Below are 26,099 nucleotides of genomic sequence, written 5' to 3' on the forward strand. Positions count from 1 at the left end.
CTGAGGAGAGAAAAATAATGAATAACGCATCAACAGCTTTAAAGGTAGCCGCGGGGATATTTTTGACCATCGCTCTAATTACGATTGTAGTTATACTGTTTATTTCCGCCCAGGAGGCGACTAAAACGGCACAAAACAATTTTGCTGATATCCAGACCGAATTGTCTCAAGCCTCTTTTACGGTATATGACGGCACAACGATTAGTGGTTCCCAGGTGACCAATGCGCTACGGAAGTTTCAGGGGAAGGACCAATTCGGCATTCAGATTAAAACCGGTAAAAATATGGCAGGCCAGTGGTACGGTAATGCTCTGAACATTAGCCCAGACAGTGAACAGTATGGCGCTGTGAATGGTGGCAGTGATAAGACTGGGAAAATCACGAATACGCTTAATGAGAAAGAGAATGAATACGTAAATCCAAGTGGCAAATTCAAGGCTGAAATCGTCAAGGACAAATCGAACGTTGTCCGTGGGTTGTTGTTTACCCAGTCCTAAGCACTACAGCAAAGATAATAATCATAAGGGGGATGAGAGTATGTCTGATCACGCTGCAAGTATGCTGCTGCTTGGTGTGTCAGTTATTCTGTTCATAACCGCATGTGTAACGGCAGCAGACTTGTCCAGCCAGCTGGATGGTGCACTGGAATTAAGATCACAGCAAGAGGAGCATTCTGAAGGGCGAATAGCCCGTACTGTTGGGGTGGGATTGCCGGAACGGATTAAAGGAACTCAGGTCATACAGGCAATTCGCATGAACTTACAGGAGGGGATTTCGATTCAAGTCGACGGGACAGAGTACGATGTGTATTCTGAACCGTTTGAGCATGATGTATCTACCCTGGATGCTTCCTCTTTATATTCCATGTACCCACAGCGTAATGGGAATGGGGACATAACATCTGTACGTTTTGAGAAATTGGGGGAAGACTGAAGTGGTTCAAACAATATCCAAGTTGTTGGGGGCGCTGCTCGCTGTATTGCTTTTGTACATCGTACCCGCAGCTCAAGCTGCTGAACGGCAGGATGATATATCCGGGTTAAATACATATCATTCAACTGTACGTTTTGTTGATATGGTAAGAACCAAAGGTTACATTACACCGACGATGTATAACGATTTTATGCGTGATCTGGAACTGACAGGCAATACGTACGAAGTTGACTTGGAGCATATGCACAAAAAGTATGTACCGGACTATGCAGATGCCGCGAAGCCAGACAGTTTTCTGGGCAACTATGAAACTGTATATGATGGGTACTATAATCCGCAAATCTTGCCTGTACTGTTTCCTGGCAATCAGCAGCCAAAATCAGATCAGACACGTCGGTATACCTTGATGGCCGGGGATTATTTTACGGTCCGGTTACATAATACGAATCGGACTCCTGCGGACTTGTACAAATCATGGCTTCTCGGTGGGGCAAATAGCGGCAAGCCGGCAGTTACAGCTACTTACGGGGGCATGGTTCTGAATGAAGATTACTGATTTTGCAGTCATATTTATACTTTTGTTCTTGCCCTTTGGTGTAGTTAGTGACTTACGGGTGCAGAATCAGCATGAAGTGCAGCAGCTAGAAATGAAATATACGTCGGCTCTTCGTACCGCAGTTCAGGATGCAGGGGTCGTGCTCTCACAGAATGAACGTCAGGAACGCGAGGCCGGATACGGATCGGATAAGTTTTTTCGTGTAGATAAAGAAGCAGCGCTGAACACGTTCCTGCACACCCTTTTTCTTAATGTAGGCATTGATGAGGATATAGTAGCACAGCGTGCATTATTGGATTACATACCAGCCATTGTAATTCTGGACTATGACGGTTATTATGCGTTCACTTCAGAAGCCTATACAGACGAGCATGGACAAGCTGCTATTGGCCACAAATGGAGCGAAAAAAAGCCATATGCCTATGTTGATTCAGTAGGCAACAGTGTGGGGTTCACCTTGGATAATTATGTGCACGCATACGATGCGCGGAATCACAGGTGGGTGGAGGGCTTTCAAAAGGAACTTCAGGATCAGACTCCTATATCTTTACTGAATAATTCAGAAACTTTTGAGCAAATACGTCGTTCCACCATTGTTGGCAGCGTCCAAGAGGACCTGGCACGAATTATTAATGTCCATAACGAAAAAGCTGCACGTAACGGCATATCCTATACATTCACACTACCGATCATTCCGCAAGAGGAGTGGTACAACACGGTAGATGATGTGGGTCTGATCGCGTTTATCCAAGGCATTCCGGTCGGAGACAGGTATTACAATAACTATGGATTTGGTGGTGGGAGAGTCGTCAGAAAGCAAGACATTATCGGTGGCATAGAACTAGATACTGGAATGAAATATTTTTATAGAGATTCATGTCCAGCTCCCTTTAAAGCTAGTGAACGTTTTACGGATGAGAAGTCTGCAGCAGCTGCGGGATACTTTGAGTACAAATGTTATAACGGCTTAAAATAATCACCCTCATGGGTGGTTTTTGTTTTTTTAGGCAGATCCATACCAAAAAACCTTAAAATTCACTGTTTTCAATATTCCGATATGGTTGCAGAATGTGCTACAATAAAGCTTTGAAAGAAACGAAATGCATATGAAATAAGAACAGTCGGCAACGCCGATGACAATAAGGAGCCAAAAACAGCTTATGAGTTTATTGACTGTAGAAAATGTATCCCACAACTTTGGGGACCGCGCATTATTTAAAAATGTTTCCTTTCGATTACTTGCGGGGGAACGTGTAGGTTTGGTAGGAGCTAACGGTGTTGGTAAATCGACACTCATGAACATTCTGACTGGAAAATTGCTTAAGGATGAGGGTAAAGTGGAATGGACTCCACGTGTACGTTACGGCTATCTGGATCAGCACACCAAGCTGACACCGGGCAAAACGGTACGTGATGTATTGAAAGACGCCTTTCTTCCTTTATTGGAATTGGAAAAGGAAATGATGCAGATTACTGACAAAATGGGGGATGCTTCTCCTGAAGAGTTGGAAGTGTTGCTGGAACAGATGGGTGAAATTCAGGAGCAACTGGATATGGGGGATTTTTACCTCATTGATGTGAAGGTTGAAGAAATGGCGAATGGACTAGGTCTGTCGGCCATAGGACTGGATCGGGATGTATCTGCACTTAGCGGCGGGCAACGAACAAAAGTGCTTCTTGCCAAGTTGCTGTTGGAAAAGCCGAATGTCCTGCTGTTGGATGAGCCTACCAACTATTTGGATGTAGAGCATATTGAATGGCTTACGCGCTATTTGAAGGATTATCCCTATGCTTTTATTCTTATTTCACATGATACTGAATTTATGAATCAGGTCGTTAATGTTATTTACCATCTTGAGTTTGCCAAGATGACTCGTTATTCAGCTAACTATGAAAAGTTTCTTGAAATGGCAGATTTGAACAAGGCTCAGCATATTGATGCTTATGAGAAGCAACAGGATTTTATTAAGAAACAGGAAGATTTTATTCAGCGTAATAAAGCGCGTGCCTCTACATCAGGCCGAGCAAAGAGCCGTGAAAAGCAGCTTGATCGGATTGAACGTATTGATAAGCCTGAAGAAGCCGCAAAACCAACCTTTCAATTCAAAGAAGCACGTGCAAGCGGAAAGACGGTATTTGAGGGTATTGATTTTGAGATTGGTTATACGCATGCCCTTTTGCCTAAAATGTCCATGACGATTGAACGTGGCGAAAAGATTGCAATTGTTGGCTACAACGGTGTCGGTAAATCAACATTGCTCAAAACCATATTGGGAAAAATTCCGCCAATCAGTGGAAAAACCTATCAAGGTGATTTTTTGCAACCCGCTTATTTTGAGCAGGAAGTAAAGGCGGAGAAAATTACACCGATTGACGATGTGTGGAATGAATTCCCGCATTTGAACCAACATGAAGTACGGGCGCATTTGGCGCGTTGCGGTTTGAAGAATGAGCATATCACGCGTCCGCTATCTGCGCTCAGTGGTGGAGAACAGGCTAAAGTCCGTCTTTGCAAACTGTTAATGCGTGAAAGCAACTGGGTACTGTTCGATGAGCCTACCAATCACTTGGATGTTAAAGCAAAGGATGAGCTGAAACGTGCCTTGAAGGAATACAAAGGGACCGTATTGCTTGTATCTCACGAACCGGACTTTTACGAGGATTGGGTAACCAAAACGTGGAATGTGGAAGAGTGGTCAAGTAAAGTTAACTAAAATCAACTAAATCCAGTTCTGCATATTTCACACGAAGTGGGGTTTGCAGAATTAGGAAAATATGCTAAGCTATCTTTAGCTTATACAATAAAATAGTCACACTAGGGGAGTCGCCCATGCGGCTGAGACGGAATAAATGGATTTCGGACCCTTTGCACCTGATCTGGGTTATGCCAGCGTAGGGAAGTGAGCGCCGTGCAAACAAGGCAACACCATCTTTATTTTGTTTGTGCGTGGGACGATACACGTATACGGATATCATGGTCCGTTCGATTATTGGACGTTCGTTAAACCACTTCCTTGGGGAAGTGGTTTTTTTGCGTTTCGTTCACTTTAAGTTGTTCGAGCTTCCGTAGACGGATTCACATACAATCCCCTTTCATTACTGCTGGTAGACGTGGCTGGTAAGCTTAGATCCTTTAATCCAATGTGAGGTGAAGACAAAATCGAATTACACGCAATTTCGATGGAAAAGGGCACTTTTGCACAAGCAGCCCAAGTGGCTGCTGTGATTTGTCCGTATGTTCATTATGTACACGCACGTTTAAAACATAATGGTGCCTCTGCATTGCTTTCTTTGACTCGCAGCATGGTGGAGCAGGAAGTTCCTTTGCAACAAATTGTAGTAAATGATCGTGTGGATGTAGCTTTACTTACTTTGGTTGGAGCCGTCCAGCTACCAGCTAATGGATTACCTGTTGTGGATGTGAAAAGCCTACTTTCAAAGGGTACACGCTGTGGAGTGTCTGTGCATTCCTTGGAGGAGGCGCAGAATGCCGAGCGGGCAGGTGCGGACTATGTACTTTATGGTCACGTATATGAGACCCATTGTAAGCCCGGTATTGTACCACGGGGTTTAGCTCAGCTTGAACATATTTGCAGGCTGTCGAACATTCCGGTGATTGCGCTGGGCGGCATACAACCGCACCATATCCCGGAGCTTTATAGGGCCGGAGCAAGCGGAATTGCGGTGATGTCTGGTATATGGGAGGCTGAGTCGCCCGTTGCAGCTGCGATGGAATATAGGCGAATGGCAGATCTTGTAGTTCACAGCCTGTAGCGAGAAAACGAGAGTAGAGGCAAGCTAAAAGCAGAATGGTTTATGGAGAGGAGATACGGAACAAATGCTAAAGATACACACAGAGGCAAGAGCGATAGGACATGCTGAATGCTTGGTCATAGGTGGAGGTGTTATCGGCAGTTCCATTGCTTATCATGTGGCCAAGGAGGGAAGAAGTACGATCATGCTGGAACGATTGATCCCGGGTGAGGGAGCCTCAGGAGCAGCGGTTGGAATGCTGGCAGCGGAAAGTGAAGAGTTCACCGACTCTGAGCTGGCACGATTTGCTCGCAGAAGTCGAGATGCATTCCCTGAGCTTGTCTGTGATCTGGAGCGTTTGTCGGGTATTTCGGTGGAATTCCGTACAGAAGGATTTGTGACCCCTTTCCGTACGGAAACTGAGGGCCAAAAACGTTGGAAAGCTGCTAAAACGCGAGAGGATGATTGTCCTATCTGGTGGGATGCGAGGGAATTGGCCCGACGAATTCCAGGTTTGGATGAACAAGCGATCGGGGCAATATATCGCTCAAAGGAGACACAAGTGGCTCCTGTCCAGCTTTGCCGTGCTTATGCAGGTGCTGCTGCGGTGCTGGGAGCAACGGTATGGTCTGGTACACAGGCAGAGCAACTGGTCATACAGGATGGTCGAGTTTGCGGTGTTCGAACAGATAGTGGCTTTTTTTCCTGCGATCAGGTCATTATTGCTGGAGGCTTGGATAGCATGAAATTGCTAGCGCAGGTTGGGTTTGAATATCCACTTTATCCGGTCAAGGGCGAAGCGGTAGCGGTCTCCTTGAAAGATCGCCCGTTAGAATACACCATTTATGCTGATGATATTTACCTCGTGCCTAAACAGAATAACGAGCTTTGGATTGGGGCAACGAGCCTTCCGCATCAATATGACGAAGAAGTGACCGTAGGAGGCTTGGAGGGGTTGCTGGCACGTGCCTCTGCCTGGCTGCCGCGCGTCCGTGAAGCTTCTTTTATACGCACTTGGGCGGGCTTACGTCCACAGGCTGCATCAGGTCACCCTTTTATAGGCGCTGTTCCTGGGGTCGAGGGCGTATATGCTGCAGTCGGGCATTATCGCAACGGTGTCCTGCTGAGTGATGCTACCGGGCGTGCGATGGCAGCTATGCTTAATGGGGCTGGTGCGGCTGAACTTGGGATAAGTAGATTTTCTTCTGAGCTCCTCAAGGAGGAAAGCTTATGAAGCTGACGATTAACGGCCAGAGCATGGCCTTTTCTAATCGGATCACTCATGTGAATCAATTGCTACATGAGCTTGATGTAAAGGTGAAAACCGTAGTGGTGGAGCTGAATCGGCATATATTGACCCGTGAAGATCATGATGAAGCAGTACTAAAAGATGGAGATTGCCTAGAAATTGTACATTTTGTGGGAGGCGGTTGATTATGTTAACCATTGGAAAAGCATCTTTTACCTCGAGGTTGTTGTTGGGAACAGGAAAATTCTCTGATCTGGATATCCAATCCCAAGCCGTAGAGGCTGCTGAGACGGAAATATTGACGTTTGCTGTACGGAGATTGAACTTGGAGGAACGGGATAAGCAGCATTTTCTCGATATGCTGGATTTGAGCCGGTATACACTTCTTCCCAACACAGCAGGGGCTACAACAGCAGAGGAGGCGATTCGTATTGCCCAATTGGCAAAAGCCTCCGGCCTGTGCGATATGATAAAGGTGGAAGTCATTGGGGATAGCAAGACACTGCTACCTGACCCTTTTGAAACGTTGAAAGCTAGTGAAAAGCTGTTAGAAGAAGGCTTTATCGTGCTGCCCTACATATCGGACGATGTGATTCTTGCGAAGAGGTTACAAGAGCTTGGAGTACACGCCGTTATGCCTGGAGCTTCGCCGATTGGTACAGGACATGGTTTGCTCAATCCGTTCTCATTAGAGCTAATTATTGAACAAGCGGAGGTTCCGGTTATTGTCGATGCGGGTATTCGCTCACCCGGTGACGCGGCAATGGCGATGCAGTTGGGGGCAGATGCTGTTTTGTTGAACACAGCCGTATCAGGAGCGAAGGACCCAGTAAAAATGGCTGAGGCCATGAAACTGGCTGTTCGTGCTGGAAGATATGGTTTTGAGGCGGGGATGATTCCTGTAAAACGTTATGCTTCAGCAAGCAGTCCGACAGAAGGCATGGTTCAGGCATGAAGGTAACTGACAAATCTGGTGCAGGAGGAACACATCCAAGTGACCGTTATTCCAGACAGGAAAGATTCGCGCCCTTTGGACCGACAGGACAACGCCGGCTTGCTTCTTCCCACGTACTAATCATAGGTGCCGGAGCGTTAGGTACAGGTATTGCGGAAACGCTCGTTCGCGGGGGTGTAGGTACAGTGAGCCTCGTAGACCGGGATTATGTGGAATGGAGCAATTTGCAGCGCCAGCAGCTTTTTCAGGAACGTGATGCTGCGCAAAGATGTCCCAAAGCAGTAGCTGCTCAGCGAAGATTAAAGGATATTAATTCGGAAACGGTTATACATGCACATGTACTGGATGTTAGGGTGGAAGAGCTGGAAGAGTTGATCCAGGGGGTAGATCTCATGATGGATGCAACCGATAATTTCGATACCCGACTTCTTATGAACGACATGGCACTCAAGCATCGGATACCTTGGATTTATGGGGGATGTGTGGGCAGCTATGGTGTAACCTATACCATTTTACCGGGTCAAACGCCTTGTCTTCACTGTCTGCTGGGAACTGTACCGTTTGGTGGGGAAACCTGTGATACCGCCGGGATTATTCCGCAGGCCGTACAGATGGTCACGGCTAACCAAACTACGGAAGCTTTCAAACTTCTTGGTGGATATCCAGAAGATTTGAGAGGAAAGCTGCTTTCGTTTGATTTGTGGAAAAATGAGTATGTAGCGATAGCAGTAGATAGCGTTAAAAAGGAGAACTGTCCTTCTTGCGGCAGCCAACCGACGTATCCCTATTTGTCGGCCTCTCATCGGCAGAAGACAGATGTTTTGTGCGGTAGGGATACCGTTCAAATTAGACCAGCAAACCCGATACATTTGAATCTTGCAGAAACGGCAGATAGATTTGCTTCTTTGGGAGAAGGAAAAGTAGAGCGGAATCCGTTTTTGGTTTCCTATAGTACAGGCGAGCATCGTTTGGTTGTTTTTGCAGATGGCAGAGCGTTGATTCATGGGACTAAGGACGTGGCAAAAGCAAGAAGTCTGTATCATCGCTATTTGGGTTAAACCATGAAAGCAGAAAGCCATTCTTTTGGAGAATGATTTTCTGCTTTTTTGTTACAATAATATTAATATGCTTTAATGGCTTATAACAAACTTGTTCGTATCCAATATGTAATGCTATGTCCAAACCAGGTGGGTGAAAAGATGAGCCCGTTAATTTTACTTGTGGATGTAAATGAAGCGTCTCCCGTATTTGTTCATCCATTGGAACAGGCAGGTTATCAGGTGGTTCATGTTAGCAATACGACAGATGCAAGCTCTTATGTAGCCCATAATCCTGTGGATTTGCTACTGCTCAATATAGAAGATGAACCGACGGATTCACATGGTTTGCTTCGCACATTGCAGCAATACCATCCTCATGTCCCGCTATTTGCAATGACTTCATCAGATGAGGAGGACCATATTGTTTCCTGCTTTGAACAAGGAGCACATGATGTGATAGTTTTGCCCTTTTATCCTAGAGTTTTTCAGGCTAGGGTGGCTAATTTATTGCGGATTTTTGGTATTGAACGTGATGTGAAAAGGGCAATCGAGGCGGGTGATTTACATATAGATAATGCAAGCAGAATGGTGAGCAGAGGGGGGCAAAAGCTGGAATTAACTCCGAAAGAATTCGATCTTTTGCTTCATCTGGCGATACATCTTAACCAAGTTTGTAGCAGACAGCAAATTCTGAAGGATGTTTGGAAACATGATTATATCGTTGATACGAACGTAGTAGACGTCTATATCAGACATTTGAGGGTTAAAGTAGATAAGGGGTATAAGTTTAAAATGATCCGTACAGAACGAGGTATTGGCTATTCACTCAGAACACCAACCGTACCAGAATAGTATTAGGTATATAAAAAAAGCCGGAACTTTTCGTCCCGGCTAGCATATTTCAAAATGAGTTTCATACTACAGCACGCGGCGTGCTTTAATGTATGTTCTTTTCCAGTTGCTAGAGTTCAAATCGGAGATGGTCACGCCAGGTCCGCCGTAAGTGTGCAAAATTTTACCCCCGCCCATATAGACTGCTACGTGGGTAATGTTGCGACCCGTCGCACGGCTACCGCTTGAAAAGAACACTAAGTCCCCTTTTTTCAAATTGGACTTGGATACGGCATGTCCAACTTTGGACTGTTGGACGGAAGTACGCGGCAAATTCACTCCGTATTTCTTGAATATGTGCTTCATGAAAGAAGAACAGTCAAAATTGCGCGTCGTGCTTGTGGAAGCTCCAAACTTATAGGGAGTTCCCATATATTTTTCGCCGTAGTTAATTACTTTTTGGCCAACAGAAGTAGTAGTGGCAGCCTGTGCCGTATTTGTTCCCTCAATTGCAAAAGTACCAAAGCCGATAGTGGCTGCGACCCCTGCGATAATTACCTTTTTTATGATTTTTTGCATATTCATGTTGTAAGTACCTCCAGAAATTGATTTGTGCAATATTTTGCTGAGTTGCTAACTAACTGACAGCGTTGAGTATAACAGTTTTGAAGCCGCCTAATAGTTGGAAAATAACTCTCAAATGCTTGAGGGACAAGACTTACACAGCGATTATTAAAAAACGATTAAAAATTACAATTTGTAAAAAGTATATCGATTTATAGATCTCTACAAACGGAAAAACCCTTGCTAATCAAGGGTTTTGAGTGAAAAACAATTTATACAATGGTTACAACAATGTCATAATTAATCCTTGCTTTGAATAACGAGTAGTAGACCGCTTTTGATGGAAATCGTACCTTTTGGAGCCGTTAGCTTATTACTGACAGCACGTGATTGTCCCATTTTGAGGGTGGCATTATGTAGCGGATACATAAATCCTTCCAGTTGTATGCCTGTTACTTCGGCAGTCATAGGAAGCAGCGATGTATATGTATAACCCATAGGCTGGATCTCAAGCGTTGATCCGGTGAGCTCAATATAATTATGTGCGTCCATAATAGCGCAGCTAATATGATGTTGCATTGCGCGTACCAATATTTGAACATTAGCCAAGGTGTGGTCCATCCGGGTGCCAGTCACACCAAGCAGCAGTACATGATCTGCCTGTTCGTCCATAGCGATTTCCAAAGCAAGTTCAGTATCTGTTAAGTCTTTAAGTACTGGATCGCACGCAATCATACGTTGGCTTGCTGATTCTACCTTTTCTTTTTCCTCTGGCGTGATCGAATCAAAATCTCCTACAGAGATATGTGGTGTAATACCGTGCTCGATCAGGAAAAGAGCACCTTTATCTGCACCTATAATAAAATCATCGGGTTGTATTTGATGTAAATCTTCTTCATTAAGACGACCGCCTGAAAATACAATCGCTCGTTTTTTTGTCATAATCAACATCCTTTCTTTCTGATACGATCCTATATATATCATCGTTTTTAAGTATACCGCGTTAAATATGGCTTGCACAATTTTGGAGGACATGGCTACAATGAAACAGAAAAAAAGGAAGTGTAATGTGTAATAGGAAGGAGAACGAAATGATTAACGTTTTGTTTGTGTGTTTGGGCAATATTTGCCGCTCTCCGATGGGGGAGGCAATACTGAGACATAAAGCGCAGGAACGGGGATTGGGCGCAGAAATCGGGGTGGACTCGGCCGGGACAGGCGACTGGCACATCGGAAATCCCCCGCATGAGGGAACACTAAAGCAACTTAAACTGCATGGAATCAGCGAACAAGGCATACAGGCGCGGCAAATAACGGGCCGTGATTTTGACGCGTTTGATTATATTGTGTGCATGGATGACTCTAATGAACGAAACATGCGAAAGATTGCAGGTGGAGCGGAGGCCGATATTCTAAAATTTATGGATTTGCTTCCTCAAGAAAAATTAAGAGAAGTACCCGACCCATATTTTACAGGGAATTTTGAAGAGACCTATCGATTAATGGACGCAGGGTGCGACGCCTTGCTGGACAAGATCGTAGAAGAAAAGCTATAATGTGAACGACAGATGACGGCAATAATTGCCGTTTTTCGTTATACATTTTTGAAAGCGTAACCAAATTATGAAAAAGAGGAAGGAGCTTTATGACCTAGTAGGTCAATGCTCCATTCCCCTTAGTTACCTGGAAGAATATTTACTCAGGCGCGATCCAAAAAATATATTAGCGCGTCAGGCAACTCGTTTTGCCAAAAGCCCCACAAATGTTTGCCATCCTTTTCACGGTAAGAAACTTCAGCGTTCCGTTCGCGCAGCAAATCTGCACATTGACGGTTAAGCTCTACAAAGTTGTAAATGCCAGTATCACTCTCAAATGCATCTTCCTGAAGGCCAACCGTCATCCACACCCGCAAATGAGATAGATCTTTCTCACGGGCGATGATTTCCTGCGAAGCTTCATAGTAAGCACCTGAGAGGCTGATAATGCGGTTGAACAGCTGAGGATACATCAAAGCCAAATGCAGAGACACACTGCCTCCCAGTGAATCCCCCGCCAAAATGCGGGACGCTGCATCTTTTCTTATAGGATACTTTTGCTCCACATAGGGAATAATCTCTTCTGCAAAACAGGCGGTATACGCCTCAAAACGATTGCCAAAGGGAGCGTACTCCTGAGTTCTGATTTTGGTATTCACTTCCACACCTACAATAATGAAGGGTTCGACGCCCTCATCTAGAATGAGGCGGTTGGCGTGAGTTGCAATGCGGCCAAAATTGAAAAATTCTTCTCCGTCCTGACAGTATACGACCGGGTAGCTCAATATTTCATTATAGCCGGGCGGCAAATATATCCGGAGAGTTCTGGTCTCGCCAAGAAAGCGGCTGTCTACTTCGTCTTTAAGGATGGTTCGTTTTAAATACCGAGAATCCGTCATTTTTCGTCACCTTTCTTGGGTATTATTTTGCATTCGGGATCACAATAAGTTAAGATTACCCTGATTGCAATAGATGTTTAAAATTTCAATCATGTACTAAGCTGTTATAGTAAAAAACATACCCTGTTACACACACAAAAATGTGGCAAACTCAAAAAAAATAACTAAATCTTTGACGCGAGCGATATAACAGGTGTATAATAATCCTATAACAGCGGAACTTGATATTCAAATTTTTTTGTTGAGGTGAAGAAAATGAGCAAGGTTCCTTATGAAGTTTACACAGAGGAAGTTGAGGCGTTGTCCGTACTTTCTCCGGATGGTGAAATTATCAATAAAGATATGTTGCCTAAACTTACAGATGATCAATTGAAAGAAATTATGTATCGAATGGTATTTACACGTACTTGGGATGACCGTGCCGTTAACTTAGGCCGTCAAGGACGTCTCGGTTTCTACGCTCCGGTATCCGGACAAGAAGCAACCATGATTGGTAGCGAATATGCGCTCCAAAAAGAAGACTTTATTGCTCCAGGCTACCGCGATATTCCGCAAATCGTTTGGCATGGCCTGCCATTATACCAAGCTTTCTTGTATTCCCGTGGTCATCAACACGGCGGCCAAGTGCCGGACGGTGTTAATGTACTGATGCCGCAAATCATCATTGGCGCGCAAATTTTGCATGCTATGGGTATTGCTATGGGTTACAAACTGAAAAAGCAAAAACAAGTCGCCATTACATATACAGGTGACGGCGGTTCTTCCGAAGGTGATTTCTACGAAGGCCTGAACTATGCTGGTGTATACAAGTTGCCAGTTATTTTCTTTGTGCAAAACAATGGTTACGCGATCACGACTCCATTTTCTAAACAAACAGCTGCTCTTTCGATCGCTCATAAAGCAGTAGCTGCTGGTATTAAAGGCGTGAAAATTGACGGCATGGACGTGCTTGCAGTTATTAAAGCCGTTCAAGAAGCTGCAGAGCGTGGACGTAATGGCGAAGGTGCTACATTGATTGAAGCCGTAACGTACCGTTTCCGTCCGCATTCCCTTTCTGATGATGCAACAAAATATCGTTCTAAAGAAGAAGAAGGCGAATGGAATGCGAAAGATCCAATTGCCCGCTTTGCGAAATACCTTGAGAAAAAAGGTCTTTGGACTGAAGAAGATACAGCTCGCGTAAAAGAAGAAGCTAAGGCAAAAGTGAACGAAGAGATCAAAAAAGCCGAGAAAACAGAAAAAATGACAATTCCTGGCCTGATCGATAGCATGTTCGAAACAACGCCTAAGCACTTGGAAGAACAAAAAGCTGATTTTAAATAATTGAACTTGAAAGAGACCGGGCGCTAACCCGATCCGGTCTGCTTTTCGATTGACCTGAACTGAAATTGATCTGTCAATGTTTAAGGAGGAAATGAAGCAAATGGCACAAATGAACATGAAAGAAGCGATTCGTGACGCACTGCGCGTAGAGTTGAAACGCGACCCTAACGTCCTGCTTTTCGGTGAAGATGTAGGTCATGTAGGTGGCGTATTCCGCGCTACAGAAGGTCTGCAAAAAGAATTTGGCGAAGAACGTGTATTCGATACTCCGCTGGCGGAATCCGCAATCGGGGGTCTTGCTGTGGGTCTGGGTATTCAAGGCTTCCGCCCTGTAGCTGAAATCCAGTTCGTAGGCTTTATCTTTGAAGCTCTCGATCAAATGGCAATTCAAGCATCCCGTATGCGTTACCGTTCCGGTGGACGTTACAATTCTCCAATCGTATTCCGTACACCTTTTGGTGGCGGTGTTAAGGCAGCCGAGCTGCATACAGATTCCTTGGAAGGTCTTCTGGCTCAAACACCTGGTATCAAGGTTGTTGTTCCTTCCAACCCTTACGATGCAAAAGGTCTTATGATTGCGTCTATTCGCGACAACGATCCAGTATTTTTCATGGAACATTTGAACCTGTATCATGCATTCCGCGCTGAAGTTCCTGAGAATGATTACACAGTTGAACTGGGCAAAGCTAACGTAGTTCGTGAAGGTTCCGACGTGACGATCATTACTTACGGTATGATGGTGCACACTTCGGTTAAAGCTGCTGATGAACTGGAAAAAACAAAAGGTATCAAAGTGGAAATCATTGATTTGCGTACCATTAGCCCGATTGACATTGATACCGTTGTTGCTTCTATTCAAAAAACCAATCGTGCTATCGTTGTTCAAGAAGCGCAAAAGAGCTCCGGTGTAGCTGCTGAAGTTATTGCACAAATTAACGAAAAAGCAATCCTGCATCTGGAAGCACCTGTTCTGCGTGTAGCAGGCCCGGATACCGTTTATCCTTTTGCTCAAATTGAAGATACTTGGTTGCCAACGCCAACACGTATCATTGATGCGGTTAATAAAGTATTGGAATTTTAATTAAAGCACACCGTAAATTTGGGAGGTTTTAAACGTGGCTAAATTTGAATATAAATTCCCGGAGCTAGGTGAAGGTCTTCACGAAGGCGAAATCATCAAGATGCACATCAAGCCCGGCGACAAAGTAACAGATGAAGATATCATCATGGAAGTACAAAACGATAAGGCTGTAGTTGAAGTTCCTTGTCCGGTTAATGGTACAGTACAAGAAGTATTTGCCAAAGACGGCGACATCTTTAACGTAGGTCAAGTCGTAGCTGTAATTGATGCAGAAGGTGAACTTCCTGAACAAGAAGATGCACCAGAAGCACCAGCTGCTAGCCCTGAGCCAAGTGCTGCTGCACAAAGCGGAGCTGCAGGTGCAGCTAGATTTGAATATAAATTCCCAGAGCTGGGTGAAGGTCTTCACGAAGGCGAAATCATCAAGATGCACATCAAGCCCGGCGACAAAGTAACAGATGAAGATATCATCATGGAAGTACAAAACGATAAGGCTGTAGTTGAAGTTCCTTGTCCGGTCAATGGTACAGTACAAGAAGTATTTGCCAAAGACGGCGACATCTTTAACGTAGGTCAAGTCGTAGCTGTAATCGCTGCAGAGGGTGAACTTCCTGAACAAGAAGAAGCACCAGCTGCTGCTAAACAAGAACAGGATGCTGCACAAGGCGGAGCTAACACTAAACCAGCTGCAACTCCAGCTGCTTCTAACAAAGACGTACTGGCTACACCTAGCGTCCGCAAATTTGCTCGTGAGCAAGGTGTAAACATCGCTCAAGTGAGTGGCTCCGGCAAAAATGGTAAAATCACCAAAGAAGATGTAGAAGCTTTCAAAAATGGTGGAGGTCAAGCGGCTGCACCAGTAGCGAAAGAAGCTGCAAAAGCACAAGAGCCTGCTAAGAAAGAAGCGAAAGCTGCAGCACCATCTGCGCCAGCAGCAGATCCACGTGCTGAGGAAGAGCGCGTACCATTTAAAGGTATCCGCAAAGCTATTTCCAATGCTATGGTTAAATCGGCTTATACGGCTCCGCACGTTACGATTATGGATGAAGTAGATGTAACTGAATTGGTTGCTTTCCGTACTCGTATCAAACCAATTGCTGAGAAGAAAGGCACAAAAGTAACATACCTGCCATTCATCGTAAAAGCTTTGGTTGCTGCTTCCCGTCAATTCCCGGCTCTGAATGCCACAATCGACGAAGAAGCAAACGAAATTGTCTACAAAAAATACTACAACATCGGTATCGCTACAGATACAGACAACGGCTTGATCGTTCCTGTTATCAAAGATGCTGATCGTAAGAGTATCTGGATGATTGCTGATTCCATTCGTGATCTGGCTGTGCGCGGTCGTGATGGAAAATTGGCTGCGAACGAAATGAGAGGAAGCACAATTTCCATCACTAACATCGGTTCTGCAGGCGGTATGTTCTTTACTCCAATCATTAACTTCCCTGAAGTTGCGATTTTGGGTACTGGCCGCATTAGTGAAAAAGCAGTCGTGAAAAACGGTGAAATTGTTGCCGCTCCAGTAATGGCTCTTTCCCTGAGCTTTGACCACCGTATTATTGATGGTGCAACTGCTCAAAACTTCATGAACTATATCAAACAGCTGCTCGCTAACCCTGAGTTGCTTGTTATGGAGGTGTAATCAATGGTAGTAGGAGACGCTTCTCTGGATATTGACACATTGGTTATCGGTGCGGGTCCTGGCGGCTATGTAGCTGCCATCCGTGCCGCGCAATTGGGACAAAGCGTATTGATCGTTGACAAATCTGAGCTGGGCGGTGTCTGTCTGAACCGTGGATGTATTCCATCCAAAGCTTTGATCTCTGCAGCTCATCAATACGAAGCAGCTAAACATGGCGAGTCTTTCGGTATTTCGGCTGAAAATGTAAAAGTGGACTTCGCTAAAACACAAGAATTCAAAAACGGCGTTGTTAAGAAAATGACAGGCGGCGTAAGTGGCTTGCTCAAAGGCAACAAAGTTGAAGTTTTCAATGGTGAGTGCATGTTCATCAACGAAAACGAAGCGCGTGTATTCAACGAACATGAATCACCACGTTACCGTTTTAAAAATGCAATTATCGCAACAGGTTCCCGTCCAATCGAACTGAAACCATTCCCATTTGGCGGACGCATTCTGTCTTCTACAGAAGCATTGAACCTGCCTGAAATTCCAAAGAGCCTGATCGTAATCGGTGGTGGATACATTGGTGCAGAGCTTGGACAAATGTACTCTAAATTCGGTTCCAAAGTAACGATCATTGAAGGTATGGATACAGTGCTTCCTGGTTTCGACAAAGATATGACTTCGATCGTTGCGAAAAGCATGAAGAAAACTGGCATCGAAATCTTCACTGGCGCTAAAGCTGAAAGTGCAGAGCAAACAGATAAAGACGTAACGGTGAAATTCTCCGTTAACGGCGAAAGCAAAGAAGTAACTGCTGAATATCTGCTTGTAACTGTTGGACGTCGTCCAAACACAGACGGTGAACTGGGTCTGGATCTGATCGGCGTAGAACTGGATGAGCGCGGAATGGTGAAAGTTGATCACCAAGGACGTACTAGCATTCCTCACATCTTTGCAATCGGCGATATCGTAGCTGGTCTTGCTCTGGCACACAAAGCTTCTTACGAAGGTAAAGTGGCTGCTGAAGCAATCGCAGGCGAGCCGTCTGTAGTAGATTACAAATGTATGCCAGCTGTCGTTTTCACAGATCCAGAATGCTCCAGCGTAGGCTACACAGAGACACAAGCCAAAGAAAAAGGATACAATGTCAAAGTTGGCAAGTTCTCTTATGGAGCAAACGGTCGCGCGGTTTCCCTGAACGCTGTTGAAGGTTTTGTGAAAATCGTAGCTGACGCTGACACAGGTCTGGTACTGGGTACGCAAATCGTAGGTCTGGAAGCTTCCAACCTTATTGCTGAACTGGGTCTGGCGATTGAAATGGGTGCTACACTCGAAGATATCTCCTTGACTATTCATGCTCACCCTACATTGGGCGAAATCGTTATGGAAGCAGCGGAAGTCGTGCTGGGTCATCCGATCCATGCATTGGCACCACGTCGCTAATACCATTTTTCATTATCTCGTTTTTGGTTTTCATACATGACAAAGAGAGGCAAGGAGCGCTATATTTGCGCTCTTTGTCTCTTTTTTTTCAAGCTTTAGGATTTTCAGGACTACCATGAAAATTCACACAGTACATGGTCAACGAAGCACCGTGCATGATAAACTAAATATAGATATTGGTGCAGAAAAAGAATTTTAAAGATTAGAATCTGGCGATGCCAGTTTTTATTCATGCTCAAAGGAGAGGAATAACGTGCGTAACTATTTGGAACTGCTGGAGGATATTTTAGAGAATGGAGTAAAAAAAGAGGATCGTACAGGAACGGGTACACTATCTGTTTTCGGAAGACAACTCCGTTTTGATCTGGCCAAGGGCTTCCCCTTGGTGACCACCAAAAGAGTACATTTGAAATCCGTTATTCATGAGTTGTTATGGTTTTTGCGGGGAGATACCAACATTTCTTATCTCAAGGAGAACGGAGTTACCATTTGGGATGAGTGGGCGGACGAGCAGGGGAATCTGGGTCCTGTATATGGATCGCAATGGCGCTCGTGGGAAACAACAGACGGGCAACATATTGACCAAATTGCGAATGTCATTGAGGCTATTAAAAATAATCCAGATTCACGACGACACATCGTCAGTGCTTGGAATGTGGCAGAAATCGAATCCATGAAGTTGCCGCCATGTCACTTTGTATTTCAGTTCTATGTAGCTGGAGGGAAGCTTTCCTGTATGCTAACAATGCGTTCTGTGGATACCTTTCTAGGGCTGCCGTTCAACATCGCGAGTTATGCATTGCTTACGCATATGGTTGCACAGCAGTGTGGTTTGGAGCCCGGCGAATTTATTTGGTCAGGCGGCGATGTGCATATTTATTCAAATCATATGCAACAAGTGCATACACAGCTGGAACGTGATCCTTATCCGTTGCCTCAGTTAAAAATTCTGCGCAAACCGGATTCGATTTTTGATTATACCTATGACGATTTTGCTTTTGAAAATTACGAGTATCATCCAGGGATTAAGGCGCCTGTCGCCATCTGATTAGAGGAGGTGGAAAAATGGGCATTTCAATGATATGGGCTATGGCACAAAATGGTGTGATCGGCCGAGATAACAAACTTCCCTGGCGCCTCCCTAGAGACATGGCCTTTTTCAAAGAACAGACGATTAATAAAACGGTACTCATGGGACGCAAGACGTGGGAATCCTTTGGAGGAAAAAGCCTGCCAAACCGACGTAACATCGTCTTGACTCGAGATCAGCGCTATCAGGTGGAAGGTGCGGAAGTGATTCATTCACTGGAAGAAGGGCTCCAATTAGCAAAGCAGGAGGAGCTAATGGTCATTGGAGGAGCAGAGATCTATGCACTGTTTTGGCCACATGCCGATCGGCTGATTGTGACTCGGATTGAGGAGACTTTTGAAGGCGATACAACGTTCCCTGAGCTGGATTGGAACGGTTGGAATATAGTTAGTGAGACTCCGGGTATCAAGGATGACAGAAATCCATATGAGTACCGTTTTGTTGTTTACGAGAGAACGGAATAAGAATAGACTGTATCCGACCCCACTCATTTGAAAAATTAATAAACCATATAAAAAATCCTTTTGGTGTTGATGCAAAAAGTTGCATAAGTTTTCATTACTTTTACGCTGTATTGTGATACAATAAATCAAATTCAACGAGAACAGACCCTTTCATGATACAAACAGACAAATTCGAATTTGACTTAAATTCTGAATGGATGATCGGGGTTCATAAGCGAAGAGATGGGGGAACGTAACATGTCTACACCAACTGGATTTATGGAATACACACGACAGCTTCCTACAGACCGGGACCCGGCAGAGCGTATAAAGGATTGGGAAGAATTCCATAAGCATATGTCTGAAGAAGAGCTGCGTACCCAAGGGGCGCGTTGTATGGACTGTGGAACTCCTTATTGTCATACGGGGATGGATATCATGGGAGCAACTCTAGGCTGCCCGGTTCATAATCTCATTCCGGAATGGAACAATCTCGTATATCGTGGTTTGTGGAAGGAAGCGCTAGAGCGGTTGCACAAAACGAATAACTTCCCGGAATTCACAGGTCGTGTCTGTCCTGCGCCATGTGAAGGTTCGTGTACAGTCGGCCTGATCGGACAGTCTGTTACAATTAAAACCATTGAGGAAGCTATTATCGAAAAGGGTTTTGAGGAAGGCTGGGTCGTTCCTAATCCGCCAGAAAAGCGTACAGGCAAACGAGTGGCTATTGTTGGTTCGGGTCCAGCAGGTTTGGCTGCAGCTGCTCAGCTTAACAAAGCAGGGCACAGCGTGACTGTGTACGAGCGTGCAGATCGTGTGGGTGGATTATTGATGTATGGCATACCGTCCATGAAATTGGATAAGAAGGTTGTTCAGCGGCGTGTGGATTTGCTGGAGGCTGAAGGTATTCAATTCATCACAAATACGGAAATCGGCAAAGATATCCCTACCGATCAGTTGATTGCTGAATATGATGCGGTTGTCCTATGCGGTGGTTCTACGAAGCCAAGAGAATTCAACATTGAAGGTAGCGATTTGAAGGGTGTTCATTATGCGATGGATTATCTGAATGGTACCATCAAAAGCTACTTGGATTCCAATCTGGAAGATGGCAACTATTTGTCTTCCCAAGGTAAAGACGTTATTGTAATCGGTGGCGGTGATACGGGTTCGGACTGTGTAGCTACTTCTTTGCGTCATGGTTGTCGGAGTGTCACTCAATTTGGCACACACACCAAAGCGCCTATGGAGCGTGACCCGATTGCTAACCCTTGGCCACAATTTCCAAACGTGTATTCTCTCGATTATGCACAGGAAGAAGCGAAGGCGTTGTTCGGAGAAGATCCACGTGAGTTCTCCATCATGACGACCAAATTTGTAGGTGATGAGAACGGTAATCTGAAAGAGCTGCACACCATTCAAATTCAACGGATTGTTGATGAAACAGGGCGCAAAATCTATCAACCGATTCCAGGTACGGAGCGCGTATTCCCTGCACAAATTGCTCTGATTGCCATTGGATTTGATGGTCCTGAGCAAACGATTGTAGAGCAAATTGGTTTGGAGACGGATCGTCGCTCCAACGTTAAAGCACGTTATGGAAAATATGTTACCAATGTGGATAAGGTTTTTGCTGCAGGCGATATGCGTCGCGGACAAAGTCTTGTCGTGTGGGCTATTAATGAAGGTCGCGAAGCTGCACGAGAGGTTGATAAATACCTCATGGGCGCTACCGTTTTGGTATAATTATAAATTTTATGTTACGGATCAGTCTAAGCTCCATCTTTGGATGGGGCTTTATTGTATTTCAAGCTGAGTCTGTCAGAAGCGAAAATGAATAAATGATTATTGAGCTGTGAAACATTGTGAAATTCATGTTATATAATATAACTTAAATTTAATCTTATCACCATATATTTCTTATCTAAATTGATCATAACATAAAAAGGGGTGTTTAGTGTAGCTTTTTTATAGAAAAAGAAATATTTCATAAGAAAATTAGATAAAAGCCGATACTTATGTTATATAAGTTAACGTATATATAACTTTCGTTGACTGTATAAAATCATGACCTGAGAGAACCATGGTATCTATGGTATAATACACGTATATTGTTGAAGCGTTTGACTAAATGAATTTACAAAGGAGCTTTCGTCGGGAGAAGGCTCCTTTTGCATGAGGCCGGGATACCTGTGTTTTCATTAACATTCCATGTATATGTATGATTCATGGAGGAGAAACAGAAGGCCGTTAGGAAGGAATGGAGTATGAATGAAGACGTTGATTATTGCCGAGAAACCAGATATGGGACGGACGATTGCCGCTGTTATGGAGCCGCGGGCTAAAAATAACCGTACCTATTTGGAAGGGGAGAAATACATTGTAACCTGGGCGATCGGACATTTGCTGGGTTTGGCTGAGCCGGATGCATACGATGCTAAGTACAAACGATGGAATATTAAGGATCTTCCTATTATCCCTGAGCAGTTCAAAATTGTACCGAATCCGAAAACAAAAGATCAGCTGAAAATGATTGGTGAACTGGCTAAACGCTGCAATGCCATCGTAAATGCTTGTGATGCTGGACGGGAAGGGCAATATATTTTTGCGTTGATTCAACAGCAATTGAAGTTGCATCAGCCAGTTAAACGACTGTGGATTTCAGATTTGACAGCGGAAAGTATTGCGACAGGCTTTGAACGATTACGTGATGCTTCGGAGTTTGAATTTCTGACTCAAGCGGCGAGGGCACGAAGTGAAGCGGACTGGCTGATCGGAATGAATGCTTCCAGAGCGTTCACAACACGACATAACACACTGCTGTCGGTAGGACGGGTGCAGACTCCCGTGCTGGCACTGATTCATGACCGGGAAAAGGAAATTGAGGCATTTCAGTCTCAAACCTTCTATGATGTGTGGGCTGAATTTAAGCAAGATCAAATCAAGTACAAAGGTGCGTGGCAGGGGGATCGGCTGACGAAGCCAGAGGAAGCTGAAGCTATCGCTGCGGCCGTTCGTGGAAAAACAGGTAAAATCACCAAATATGACACGAAGCAGACAAAAGAGTATCCTTTTAAATTGTACGATTTAACGCTGCTTCAACGCGAGGCGAATGCCAAGTATGGTTATTCGGCCAAAAAAACACTGGATGTGGCACAAGCGCTTTATGAGCGACACAAGGTCATTTCCTATCCGCGTACCAATTCTAACTATGTAACAGAGCAAAATATAGACGGTATGCACAAGGCACTACGGATGCTGGGAACAGGTCCTTATGCTGATCTGGTACAACAAGCCAACCCCAACTTGGTCCATAAACAGAATAAATCGGTCTGCAATCCATCTCGTGTTGAGGATCACCATGCTATTCTGCCGACGTTAAAAAGACAAGGTACGCTAAGTAAGGAAGAGCAAAACGTATATGACCTGGTTATTCGCAGGTTTTTATCACATTTTTTCCCGCCTGCTGAATATAAAATGCATACCGTAATGACGCAGGTGGACAAGCATCTGTTCAAAACAAATATCAAAGAGCTTCTTTCCTTGGGATGGAAAGTGGTTTTAAGTAAGGTTGACCAGGATAAAGGTAAAAAGAGCAAATCATCGAAAAAAGAGGATGAAGAGGAAACGGACGAGTGGACGGACAAGAAGTTTGAGATTGATGCGGGGCGTCCGGTGGAGTGTGTTCGCGCTGAGATGAAAGAAAAGGCGACTCAGCCCCCCAAAAGCTACACGGAGGGTACATTGCTTAAGGCGATGGAAAGCGCGGGCAAACAGATGGAGAATGAGGAATTACGTGAGGTCATGAAGGATGCCGGCTTAGGTACACCTGCCACACGGGCCGCCACAATTGAACGATTGAAAAAGGTTGGCTATATTGAAATGAAGGGCAAAAAGATTCTTATTACGGAAAAGGGAAAGATGGCTATTGACCTGATCCGTCATGCCGGGGTTGATCTATTAGCCTCGCCGGAGATGACAGGTCAATGGGAACGTCGTCTGCATCAAATTTCCAAGGGTGAGGCGGCTCAGGAGAAGTTTATGGATAACGTTAAAAGATTTACGTTGTCCATCATTGACAAGGTGAGGCAGCAGCCACCGGCTCCGGCAAATGCCTTTGGCGAGGAAGCAAGGGGGAAGCGTGCGGCTGGAAAAGAAGGCGCACGTAGTGCACGTGCGAGTGGACGCACCGGCGCCAAAGGGGTGGGGCGTGCTACATCAGGACGCGGTGGCAGTGCTGGAAGCGCAACGCTGGAGCAAGCAGCGCCACCAGCAAGTCGTGCTGCGGGAACAGCAGGTTCCGTTGCACGCAGCTCTTCCGACGGAGCCTCAGGCATTTCAGTGAGCCAAAGGCAAGCTTTGGGTAGCTGCCCAATCTCTAATTGTGGCGGAAGCATTATAGAAGGCCGCAAAGGGTATGGGTGCAGCCACTACAAGCAGGGGTGTGGCTTTGTCGTCTGGAAGGAATATGCTGGAAAGCAGATTACCGAAACGATGCTCAAGTCTCTGTTGACGAAGGGACAGACGCAATTGTTGTCTTTTAAGCGTAAAGATGGATCGACCGTCAAAGCGCGAATTGTTCTAAATGAACCAGGTACAGGGCAACTTAGCGTTCGAGAGGAATCCTGAGACAGGGTTTAAACCACTATTTTGGCTGAATCAAAGGTTAAATAACATTTTAAATACGAAAAAAGGACCCTATCCGAGGGTCCTTTTTTGTTGATGCAATTGTATGCTTTCGTGGATAACCCGTGGTACTTCCGTTAGCTTCTGTATCGTATACATCACGGAGTTCACATTTTTTTGCAATTCAACCATATTGTAAATCCATTCCTTAGGCTGCTTGAGATATACAGCATGAATACCTGCGGCAAGGGCTGGAGATACATCAGTGCGCAGAGAATTCCCGATCATCCAGGTGATGCTTCGGTCCAAACGATTCATCTGGATGATTTCTTCTAGGGCTTCGACATTTTTATGCTGACGAATGTAGATGCGGTCATCAAAGTAGGTAGCCAGTTTCATTTGTTCAATCTTTCTTTCTTGAATGATCTGCTCACCGCCAGTATAAAGATGAAGAGAATGCCCTGCTTTTTGGAGGGAGTTCAGCGTTTCGACCATGCCAGGATACGGTTCGATTTCCTGTTCGTATACACTTCGGCCAAGAGAGCGAAGCTCCTGCTCTTCCCGAGAATCGAGACGGCGTCCGAATTGTTCCGAGAAAAATTGGTACGTATCTATCAGAGATTGCGGAAAATGCTCGCTGGCAAAGCCCACTTGATGAACTCCAGCCACATCAATTTCGATTTGTTTTTCACGAATCGTATTTTTCGTTAGGTTATGAGTTGCAAACCATTCCTGAAGCAAATCGAAAAAGTGGTTGAGGATAAGGTCAAAATACTTGTTGCAGTGGACTAAGGTGTCATCAAGATCAAATAAAATGTGCTGCTTAGGATACGACATGATGCATACTCCTTCCAAGCCAAAGCTTTAACGCTGCTTCGATTATAACTAAAAGTACAATTCAAATTACAATCCAATATAGGATTCCAAAAATACCTGTAAATCAGCCGCGCCATCGGGACGGATGCTGAATTTTTCCTTATGATAACGTCCGATGTGAATACGGAGCAGACCAGCCACTCGTAAAATCATCATATCAGACATGAGTGTATCTTCCAAACGGCTCAAATCGTGGCGCATATCTTCGAGAGACTTAGGACCTTGAGCTACATAACGTAGAATTCGCAGCCGCTGCGGATCATTGACCGCACGAGTGAGCCGTAGCAGAAGCGTAGGCGGTTCTTCCTCGCTCTCCTCGGGGATATCTACCGGATACTGGATCAGCAGTGTGCGGGTATAAAAACAGTATGAATTAATCGGGCGATTATGGACAACCGGAAATAGGACTACTGTATCCAGGTCTTCCACGTGTGGCACGACTAGTCCAGCTGTCGCATATTCAACCAGTGCTTCCGGTTCCATCTTACTCAGCAGCATGCGTTTTTCCGCAGCGTCTTCTTCTGCCAACACACGTAGTTCGCCTTCCAAGGCCCGAAAATAATCACGATCCCACAATCTGAGGAGTGGTGCGTATACCTTACGAATGCGTAAAGATTCTTCAAAAGTTAAAAAAGGGATATGCGGAACGAGCAGCTCAAACATATCTTTATCCGGACCGTGGTCCAAATAAGAGATATAATCAGATATTTCATCCGATTCCGGTCGAAGTAACGCCCATGCATAGAGTGCGTCATAATCGCTAAAAGGGCAATCCTGAGCTGTTGCAAGCTCAGTACGAACTTCATGTTGTAGTCGTGCATCTACCTTGTCGATCCATTCATGGCCCAAGTCCATATCTTGGACCCACTTTTTAGTCACATAGGCCATGAAGCTGCCGAGCAATTCATAAATTGGAGAAGTGTCTATTTTAATTTGATAACTCATGGAACCCAATGCCTCCTATTCTGTCTTCTAGCCCAGAGCGGTGAACGTAATTAAGCCCGTCCATAAGCAAAACATGAGCATTTTAATAATTGCTCATTTATTTATTATGGCTTGTTCTGCCAGGGATTGTCCACTATAATATGAAATAGTGCGTTGTGACGTGAATGGGTTCGGATTGAACATACGAGGCTCCTTAACCGAAGGAGTCGGATACATACCAGACAAGCTCTTTCCGTAAAATCGTCATCTCAGATGGCGATTTTTTTCTTCTATTCTTTAATACACTAATTACACCTGAATTTGTATATGTGATTTGCCGGTTTTGCA

The 26,099-nt window shown here is 44.8% G+C and carries 25 protein-coding genes and 1 riboswitch; of the genes, 20 read left to right on the plus strand and 5 right to left on the minus strand.

The window, feature by feature from the left end:
* Positions 1-17 precede the first annotated feature (17 nt).
* The 11 genes from C1T21_RS17420 (at position 18) to C1T21_RS17475 (ending at position 9,338) form a co-directional block, all read left to right on the plus strand.
* Positions 18-497: a hypothetical protein gene (locus C1T21_RS17420; protein WP_023988985.1), complete on the plus strand. Its 480-nt coding sequence runs from the start codon at positions 18-20 to the stop codon at positions 495-497.
* A 40-nt stretch (positions 498-537) separates the two neighbouring features.
* Positions 538-933 (plus strand): hypothetical protein, encoded by a 396-nt coding sequence (locus tag C1T21_RS17425; protein WP_103049137.1) that lies wholly within the window; start codon positions 538-540, stop codon positions 931-933.
* Between the two features lies 1 nt (position 934).
* A complete protein-coding gene (locus tag C1T21_RS17430; RefSeq protein ID WP_103049138.1) occupies positions 935-1,489 on the plus strand; it encodes a hypothetical protein in 555 nt (184 codons plus the stop codon).
* The gene (locus C1T21_RS17435) at positions 1,476-2,465 is read left to right on the plus strand and encodes a hypothetical protein (RefSeq protein WP_103049139.1); all 990 of its coding nucleotides are present in this window, start codon (positions 1,476-1,478) and stop codon (positions 2,463-2,465) included. The genes C1T21_RS17430 and C1T21_RS17435 overlap by 14 nt, the downstream gene beginning before the upstream one ends.
* Before the next feature lie 184 nt (positions 2,466-2,649).
* Complete coding sequence (locus C1T21_RS17445) at positions 2,650-4,203, plus strand: ABC-F family ATP-binding cassette domain-containing protein (RefSeq protein WP_023988981.1); 1,554 nt, start codon at positions 2,650-2,652, stop codon at positions 4,201-4,203.
* 93 nt (positions 4,204-4,296) lie between these two features.
* A riboswitch (TPP riboswitch) is annotated at positions 4,297-4,405 on the plus strand.
* Positions 4,406-4,669: 264 nt separating this feature from the next.
* Positions 4,670-5,263, plus strand: a complete 594-nt coding sequence (locus C1T21_RS17450) for a thiamine phosphate synthase (RefSeq protein WP_103049140.1) — start codon at positions 4,670-4,672, stop codon at positions 5,261-5,263.
* Between the two features lie 64 nt (positions 5,264-5,327).
* A complete protein-coding gene (thiO, locus tag C1T21_RS17455; protein WP_103049141.1) occupies positions 5,328-6,476 on the plus strand; it encodes a glycine oxidase ThiO in 1,149 nt (382 codons plus the stop codon).
* On the plus strand, positions 6,473-6,676 hold the full coding sequence (thiS, locus tag C1T21_RS17460) for a sulfur carrier protein ThiS (RefSeq protein WP_103049142.1): 204 nt from the start codon (positions 6,473-6,475) through the stop codon (positions 6,674-6,676). The genes thiO and thiS overlap by 4 nt, the downstream gene beginning before the upstream one ends.
* A gap of 2 nt (positions 6,677-6,678) precedes the next feature.
* The gene (locus C1T21_RS17465) at positions 6,679-7,446 is read left to right on the plus strand and encodes a thiazole synthase (RefSeq protein ID WP_025724142.1); all 768 of its coding nucleotides are present in this window, start codon (positions 6,679-6,681) and stop codon (positions 7,444-7,446) included.
* Positions 7,443-8,504 (plus strand): ThiF family adenylyltransferase, encoded by a 1,062-nt coding sequence (locus tag C1T21_RS17470; protein ID WP_103049143.1) that lies wholly within the window; start codon positions 7,443-7,445, stop codon positions 8,502-8,504. The genes C1T21_RS17465 and C1T21_RS17470 overlap by 4 nt, the downstream gene beginning before the upstream one ends.
* A 141-nt stretch (positions 8,505-8,645) precedes the next feature.
* Positions 8,646-9,338, plus strand: a complete 693-nt coding sequence (locus C1T21_RS17475; protein WP_103049144.1) for a response regulator transcription factor — start codon at positions 8,646-8,648, stop codon at positions 9,336-9,338.
* Positions 9,339-9,404: 66 nt separating this feature from the next.
* Here the strand turns inward: C1T21_RS17475 and C1T21_RS17480 are convergent, their stop codons facing one another.
* Together C1T21_RS17480 and C1T21_RS17485 are read right to left on the minus strand one after the other, a co-directional pair.
* On the minus strand, positions 9,405-9,902 hold the full coding sequence (locus C1T21_RS17480) for a C40 family peptidase (RefSeq protein ID WP_025724146.1): 498 nt from the start codon (positions 9,900-9,902) through the stop codon (positions 9,405-9,407).
* Positions 9,903-10,181: 279 nt separating this feature from the next.
* Positions 10,182-10,823: a thiamine diphosphokinase gene (locus tag C1T21_RS17485; protein WP_103049145.1), complete on the minus strand. Its 642-nt coding sequence runs from the start codon at positions 10,821-10,823 to the stop codon at positions 10,182-10,184.
* A gap of 149 nt (positions 10,824-10,972) precedes the next feature.
* On the opposite strand from C1T21_RS17485, the gene C1T21_RS17490 reads away from it, so the two are divergent.
* Entirely contained in the window at positions 10,973-11,437 is a 465-nt protein-coding gene (locus tag C1T21_RS17490) for a low molecular weight protein-tyrosine-phosphatase (protein WP_029517442.1), read from the plus strand.
* Between the two features lie 143 nt (positions 11,438-11,580).
* Here the strand turns inward: C1T21_RS17490 and C1T21_RS17495 are convergent, their stop codons facing one another.
* Positions 11,581-12,315, minus strand: a complete 735-nt coding sequence (locus C1T21_RS17495; RefSeq protein ID WP_103049146.1) for an alpha/beta hydrolase — start codon at positions 12,313-12,315, stop codon at positions 11,581-11,583.
* Between the two features lie 255 nt (positions 12,316-12,570).
* Between C1T21_RS17495 and pdhA the strand changes: the two genes are divergently transcribed.
* From pdhA to C1T21_RS17535, 8 genes are all read left to right on the plus strand, one after another.
* On the plus strand, positions 12,571-13,638 hold the full coding sequence (gene pdhA, locus C1T21_RS17500) for a pyruvate dehydrogenase (acetyl-transferring) E1 component subunit alpha (RefSeq protein ID WP_013310511.1): 1,068 nt from the start codon (positions 12,571-12,573) through the stop codon (positions 13,636-13,638).
* A gap of 100 nt (positions 13,639-13,738) precedes the next feature.
* Positions 13,739-14,719, plus strand: coding sequence for an alpha-ketoacid dehydrogenase subunit beta (locus tag C1T21_RS17505; RefSeq protein WP_039271308.1), 981 nt, complete (start codon positions 13,739-13,741; stop codon positions 14,717-14,719).
* A 34-nt stretch (positions 14,720-14,753) separates the two neighbouring features.
* On the plus strand, positions 14,754-16,367 hold the full coding sequence (locus C1T21_RS17510) for a 2-oxo acid dehydrogenase subunit E2 (RefSeq protein ID WP_103049147.1): 1,614 nt from the start codon (positions 14,754-14,756) through the stop codon (positions 16,365-16,367).
* Positions 16,368-16,370: 3 nt separating this feature from the next.
* A complete protein-coding gene (lpdA, locus tag C1T21_RS17515) occupies positions 16,371-17,792 on the plus strand; it encodes a dihydrolipoyl dehydrogenase (RefSeq protein WP_103049148.1) in 1,422 nt (473 codons plus the stop codon).
* Between the two features lie 253 nt (positions 17,793-18,045).
* Positions 18,046-18,840, plus strand: coding sequence for a thymidylate synthase (gene thyA / locus C1T21_RS17520; RefSeq protein WP_013310507.1), 795 nt, complete (start codon positions 18,046-18,048; stop codon positions 18,838-18,840).
* A 17-nt stretch (positions 18,841-18,857) separates the two neighbouring features.
* Positions 18,858-19,346 (plus strand): dihydrofolate reductase, encoded by a 489-nt coding sequence (locus tag C1T21_RS17525; protein ID WP_103049149.1) that lies wholly within the window; start codon positions 18,858-18,860, stop codon positions 19,344-19,346.
* A gap of 237 nt (positions 19,347-19,583) precedes the next feature.
* Positions 19,584-21,071: a glutamate synthase subunit beta gene (locus tag C1T21_RS17530; RefSeq protein WP_103049150.1), complete on the plus strand. Its 1,488-nt coding sequence runs from the start codon at positions 19,584-19,586 to the stop codon at positions 21,069-21,071.
* 525 nt (positions 21,072-21,596) lie between these two features.
* Complete coding sequence (locus tag C1T21_RS17535; RefSeq protein WP_103049151.1) at positions 21,597-23,954, plus strand: type IA DNA topoisomerase; 2,358 nt, start codon at positions 21,597-21,599, stop codon at positions 23,952-23,954.
* Positions 23,955-24,023: 69 nt separating this feature from the next.
* On the opposite strand, the gene C1T21_RS17540 is transcribed toward C1T21_RS17535, so the two are convergent.
* Entirely contained in the window at positions 24,024-24,788 is a 765-nt protein-coding gene (locus C1T21_RS17540; RefSeq protein WP_029517450.1) for an HAD family hydrolase, read from the minus strand.
* A gap of 66 nt (positions 24,789-24,854) precedes the next feature.
* Entirely contained in the window at positions 24,855-25,772 is a 918-nt protein-coding gene (locus tag C1T21_RS17545) for a hypothetical protein (protein WP_061828235.1), read from the minus strand.
* Positions 25,773-26,099 lie beyond the last annotated feature (327 nt).

This window comes from Paenibacillus sp. F4 (assembly GCF_002894905.1).
Taxonomy (GTDB): Bacteria; Bacillota; Bacilli; order Paenibacillales; family Paenibacillaceae; genus Paenibacillus; species Paenibacillus polymyxa_B.

What these genes read in the sequence shown, in the direction of transcription:
- C1T21_RS17420 (WP_023988985.1), top strand. Translation starts at nt 18, where the DNA reads ATGAATAACGCATCAACAGCTTTAAAGGTAGCCGCGGGGATATTTTTG.
- C1T21_RS17425 (WP_103049137.1), top strand. Translation starts at nt 538, where the DNA reads ATGTCTGATCACGCTGCAAGTATGCTGCTGCTTGGTGTGTCAGTTATT.
- C1T21_RS17435 (WP_103049139.1), top strand. Translation starts at nt 1,476, where the DNA reads ATGAAGATTACTGATTTTGCAGTCATATTTATACTTTTGTTCTTGCCC.
- C1T21_RS17445 (WP_023988981.1), top strand. Translation starts at nt 2,650, where the DNA reads ATGAGTTTATTGACTGTAGAAAATGTATCCCACAACTTTGGGGACCGC.
- C1T21_RS17450 (WP_103049140.1), top strand. Translation starts at nt 4,670, where the DNA reads ATGGAAAAGGGCACTTTTGCACAAGCAGCCCAAGTGGCTGCTGTGATT.
- thiO (WP_103049141.1), top strand. Translation starts at nt 5,328, where the DNA reads ATGCTAAAGATACACACAGAGGCAAGAGCGATAGGACATGCTGAATGC.
- thiS (WP_103049142.1), top strand. Translation starts at nt 6,473, where the DNA reads ATGAAGCTGACGATTAACGGCCAGAGCATGGCCTTTTCTAATCGGATC.
- C1T21_RS17465 (WP_025724142.1), top strand. Translation starts at nt 6,679, where the DNA reads ATGTTAACCATTGGAAAAGCATCTTTTACCTCGAGGTTGTTGTTGGGA.
- C1T21_RS17470 (WP_103049143.1), top strand. Translation starts at nt 7,443, where the DNA reads ATGAAGGTAACTGACAAATCTGGTGCAGGAGGAACACATCCAAGTGAC.
- C1T21_RS17475 (WP_103049144.1), top strand. Translation starts at nt 8,646, where the DNA reads ATGAGCCCGTTAATTTTACTTGTGGATGTAAATGAAGCGTCTCCCGTA.
- C1T21_RS17480 (WP_025724146.1), bottom strand. Translation starts at nt 9,902, where the DNA reads ATGAATATGCAAAAAATCATAAAAAAGGTAATTATCGCAGGGGTCGCA.
- C1T21_RS17485 (WP_103049145.1), bottom strand. Translation starts at nt 10,823, where the DNA reads ATGACAAAAAAACGAGCGATTGTATTTTCAGGCGGTCGTCTTAATGAA.
- C1T21_RS17490 (WP_029517442.1), top strand. Translation starts at nt 10,973, where the DNA reads ATGATTAACGTTTTGTTTGTGTGTTTGGGCAATATTTGCCGCTCTCCG.
- C1T21_RS17495 (WP_103049146.1), bottom strand. Translation starts at nt 12,315, where the DNA reads ATGACGGATTCTCGGTATTTAAAACGAACCATCCTTAAAGACGAAGTA.
- pdhA (WP_013310511.1), top strand. Translation starts at nt 12,571, where the DNA reads ATGAGCAAGGTTCCTTATGAAGTTTACACAGAGGAAGTTGAGGCGTTG.
- C1T21_RS17505 (WP_039271308.1), top strand. Translation starts at nt 13,739, where the DNA reads ATGGCACAAATGAACATGAAAGAAGCGATTCGTGACGCACTGCGCGTA.
- lpdA (WP_103049148.1), top strand. Translation starts at nt 16,371, where the DNA reads ATGGTAGTAGGAGACGCTTCTCTGGATATTGACACATTGGTTATCGGT.
- C1T21_RS17525 (WP_103049149.1), top strand. Translation starts at nt 18,858, where the DNA reads ATGGGCATTTCAATGATATGGGCTATGGCACAAAATGGTGTGATCGGC.
- C1T21_RS17530 (WP_103049150.1), top strand. Translation starts at nt 19,584, where the DNA reads ATGTCTACACCAACTGGATTTATGGAATACACACGACAGCTTCCTACA.
- C1T21_RS17535 (WP_103049151.1), top strand. Translation starts at nt 21,597, where the DNA reads ATGAAGACGTTGATTATTGCCGAGAAACCAGATATGGGACGGACGATT.
- C1T21_RS17540 (WP_029517450.1), bottom strand. Translation starts at nt 24,788, where the DNA reads ATGTCGTATCCTAAGCAGCACATTTTATTTGATCTTGATGACACCTTA.
- C1T21_RS17545 (WP_061828235.1), bottom strand. Translation starts at nt 25,772, where the DNA reads ATGAGTTATCAAATTAAAATAGACACTTCTCCAATTTATGAATTGCTC.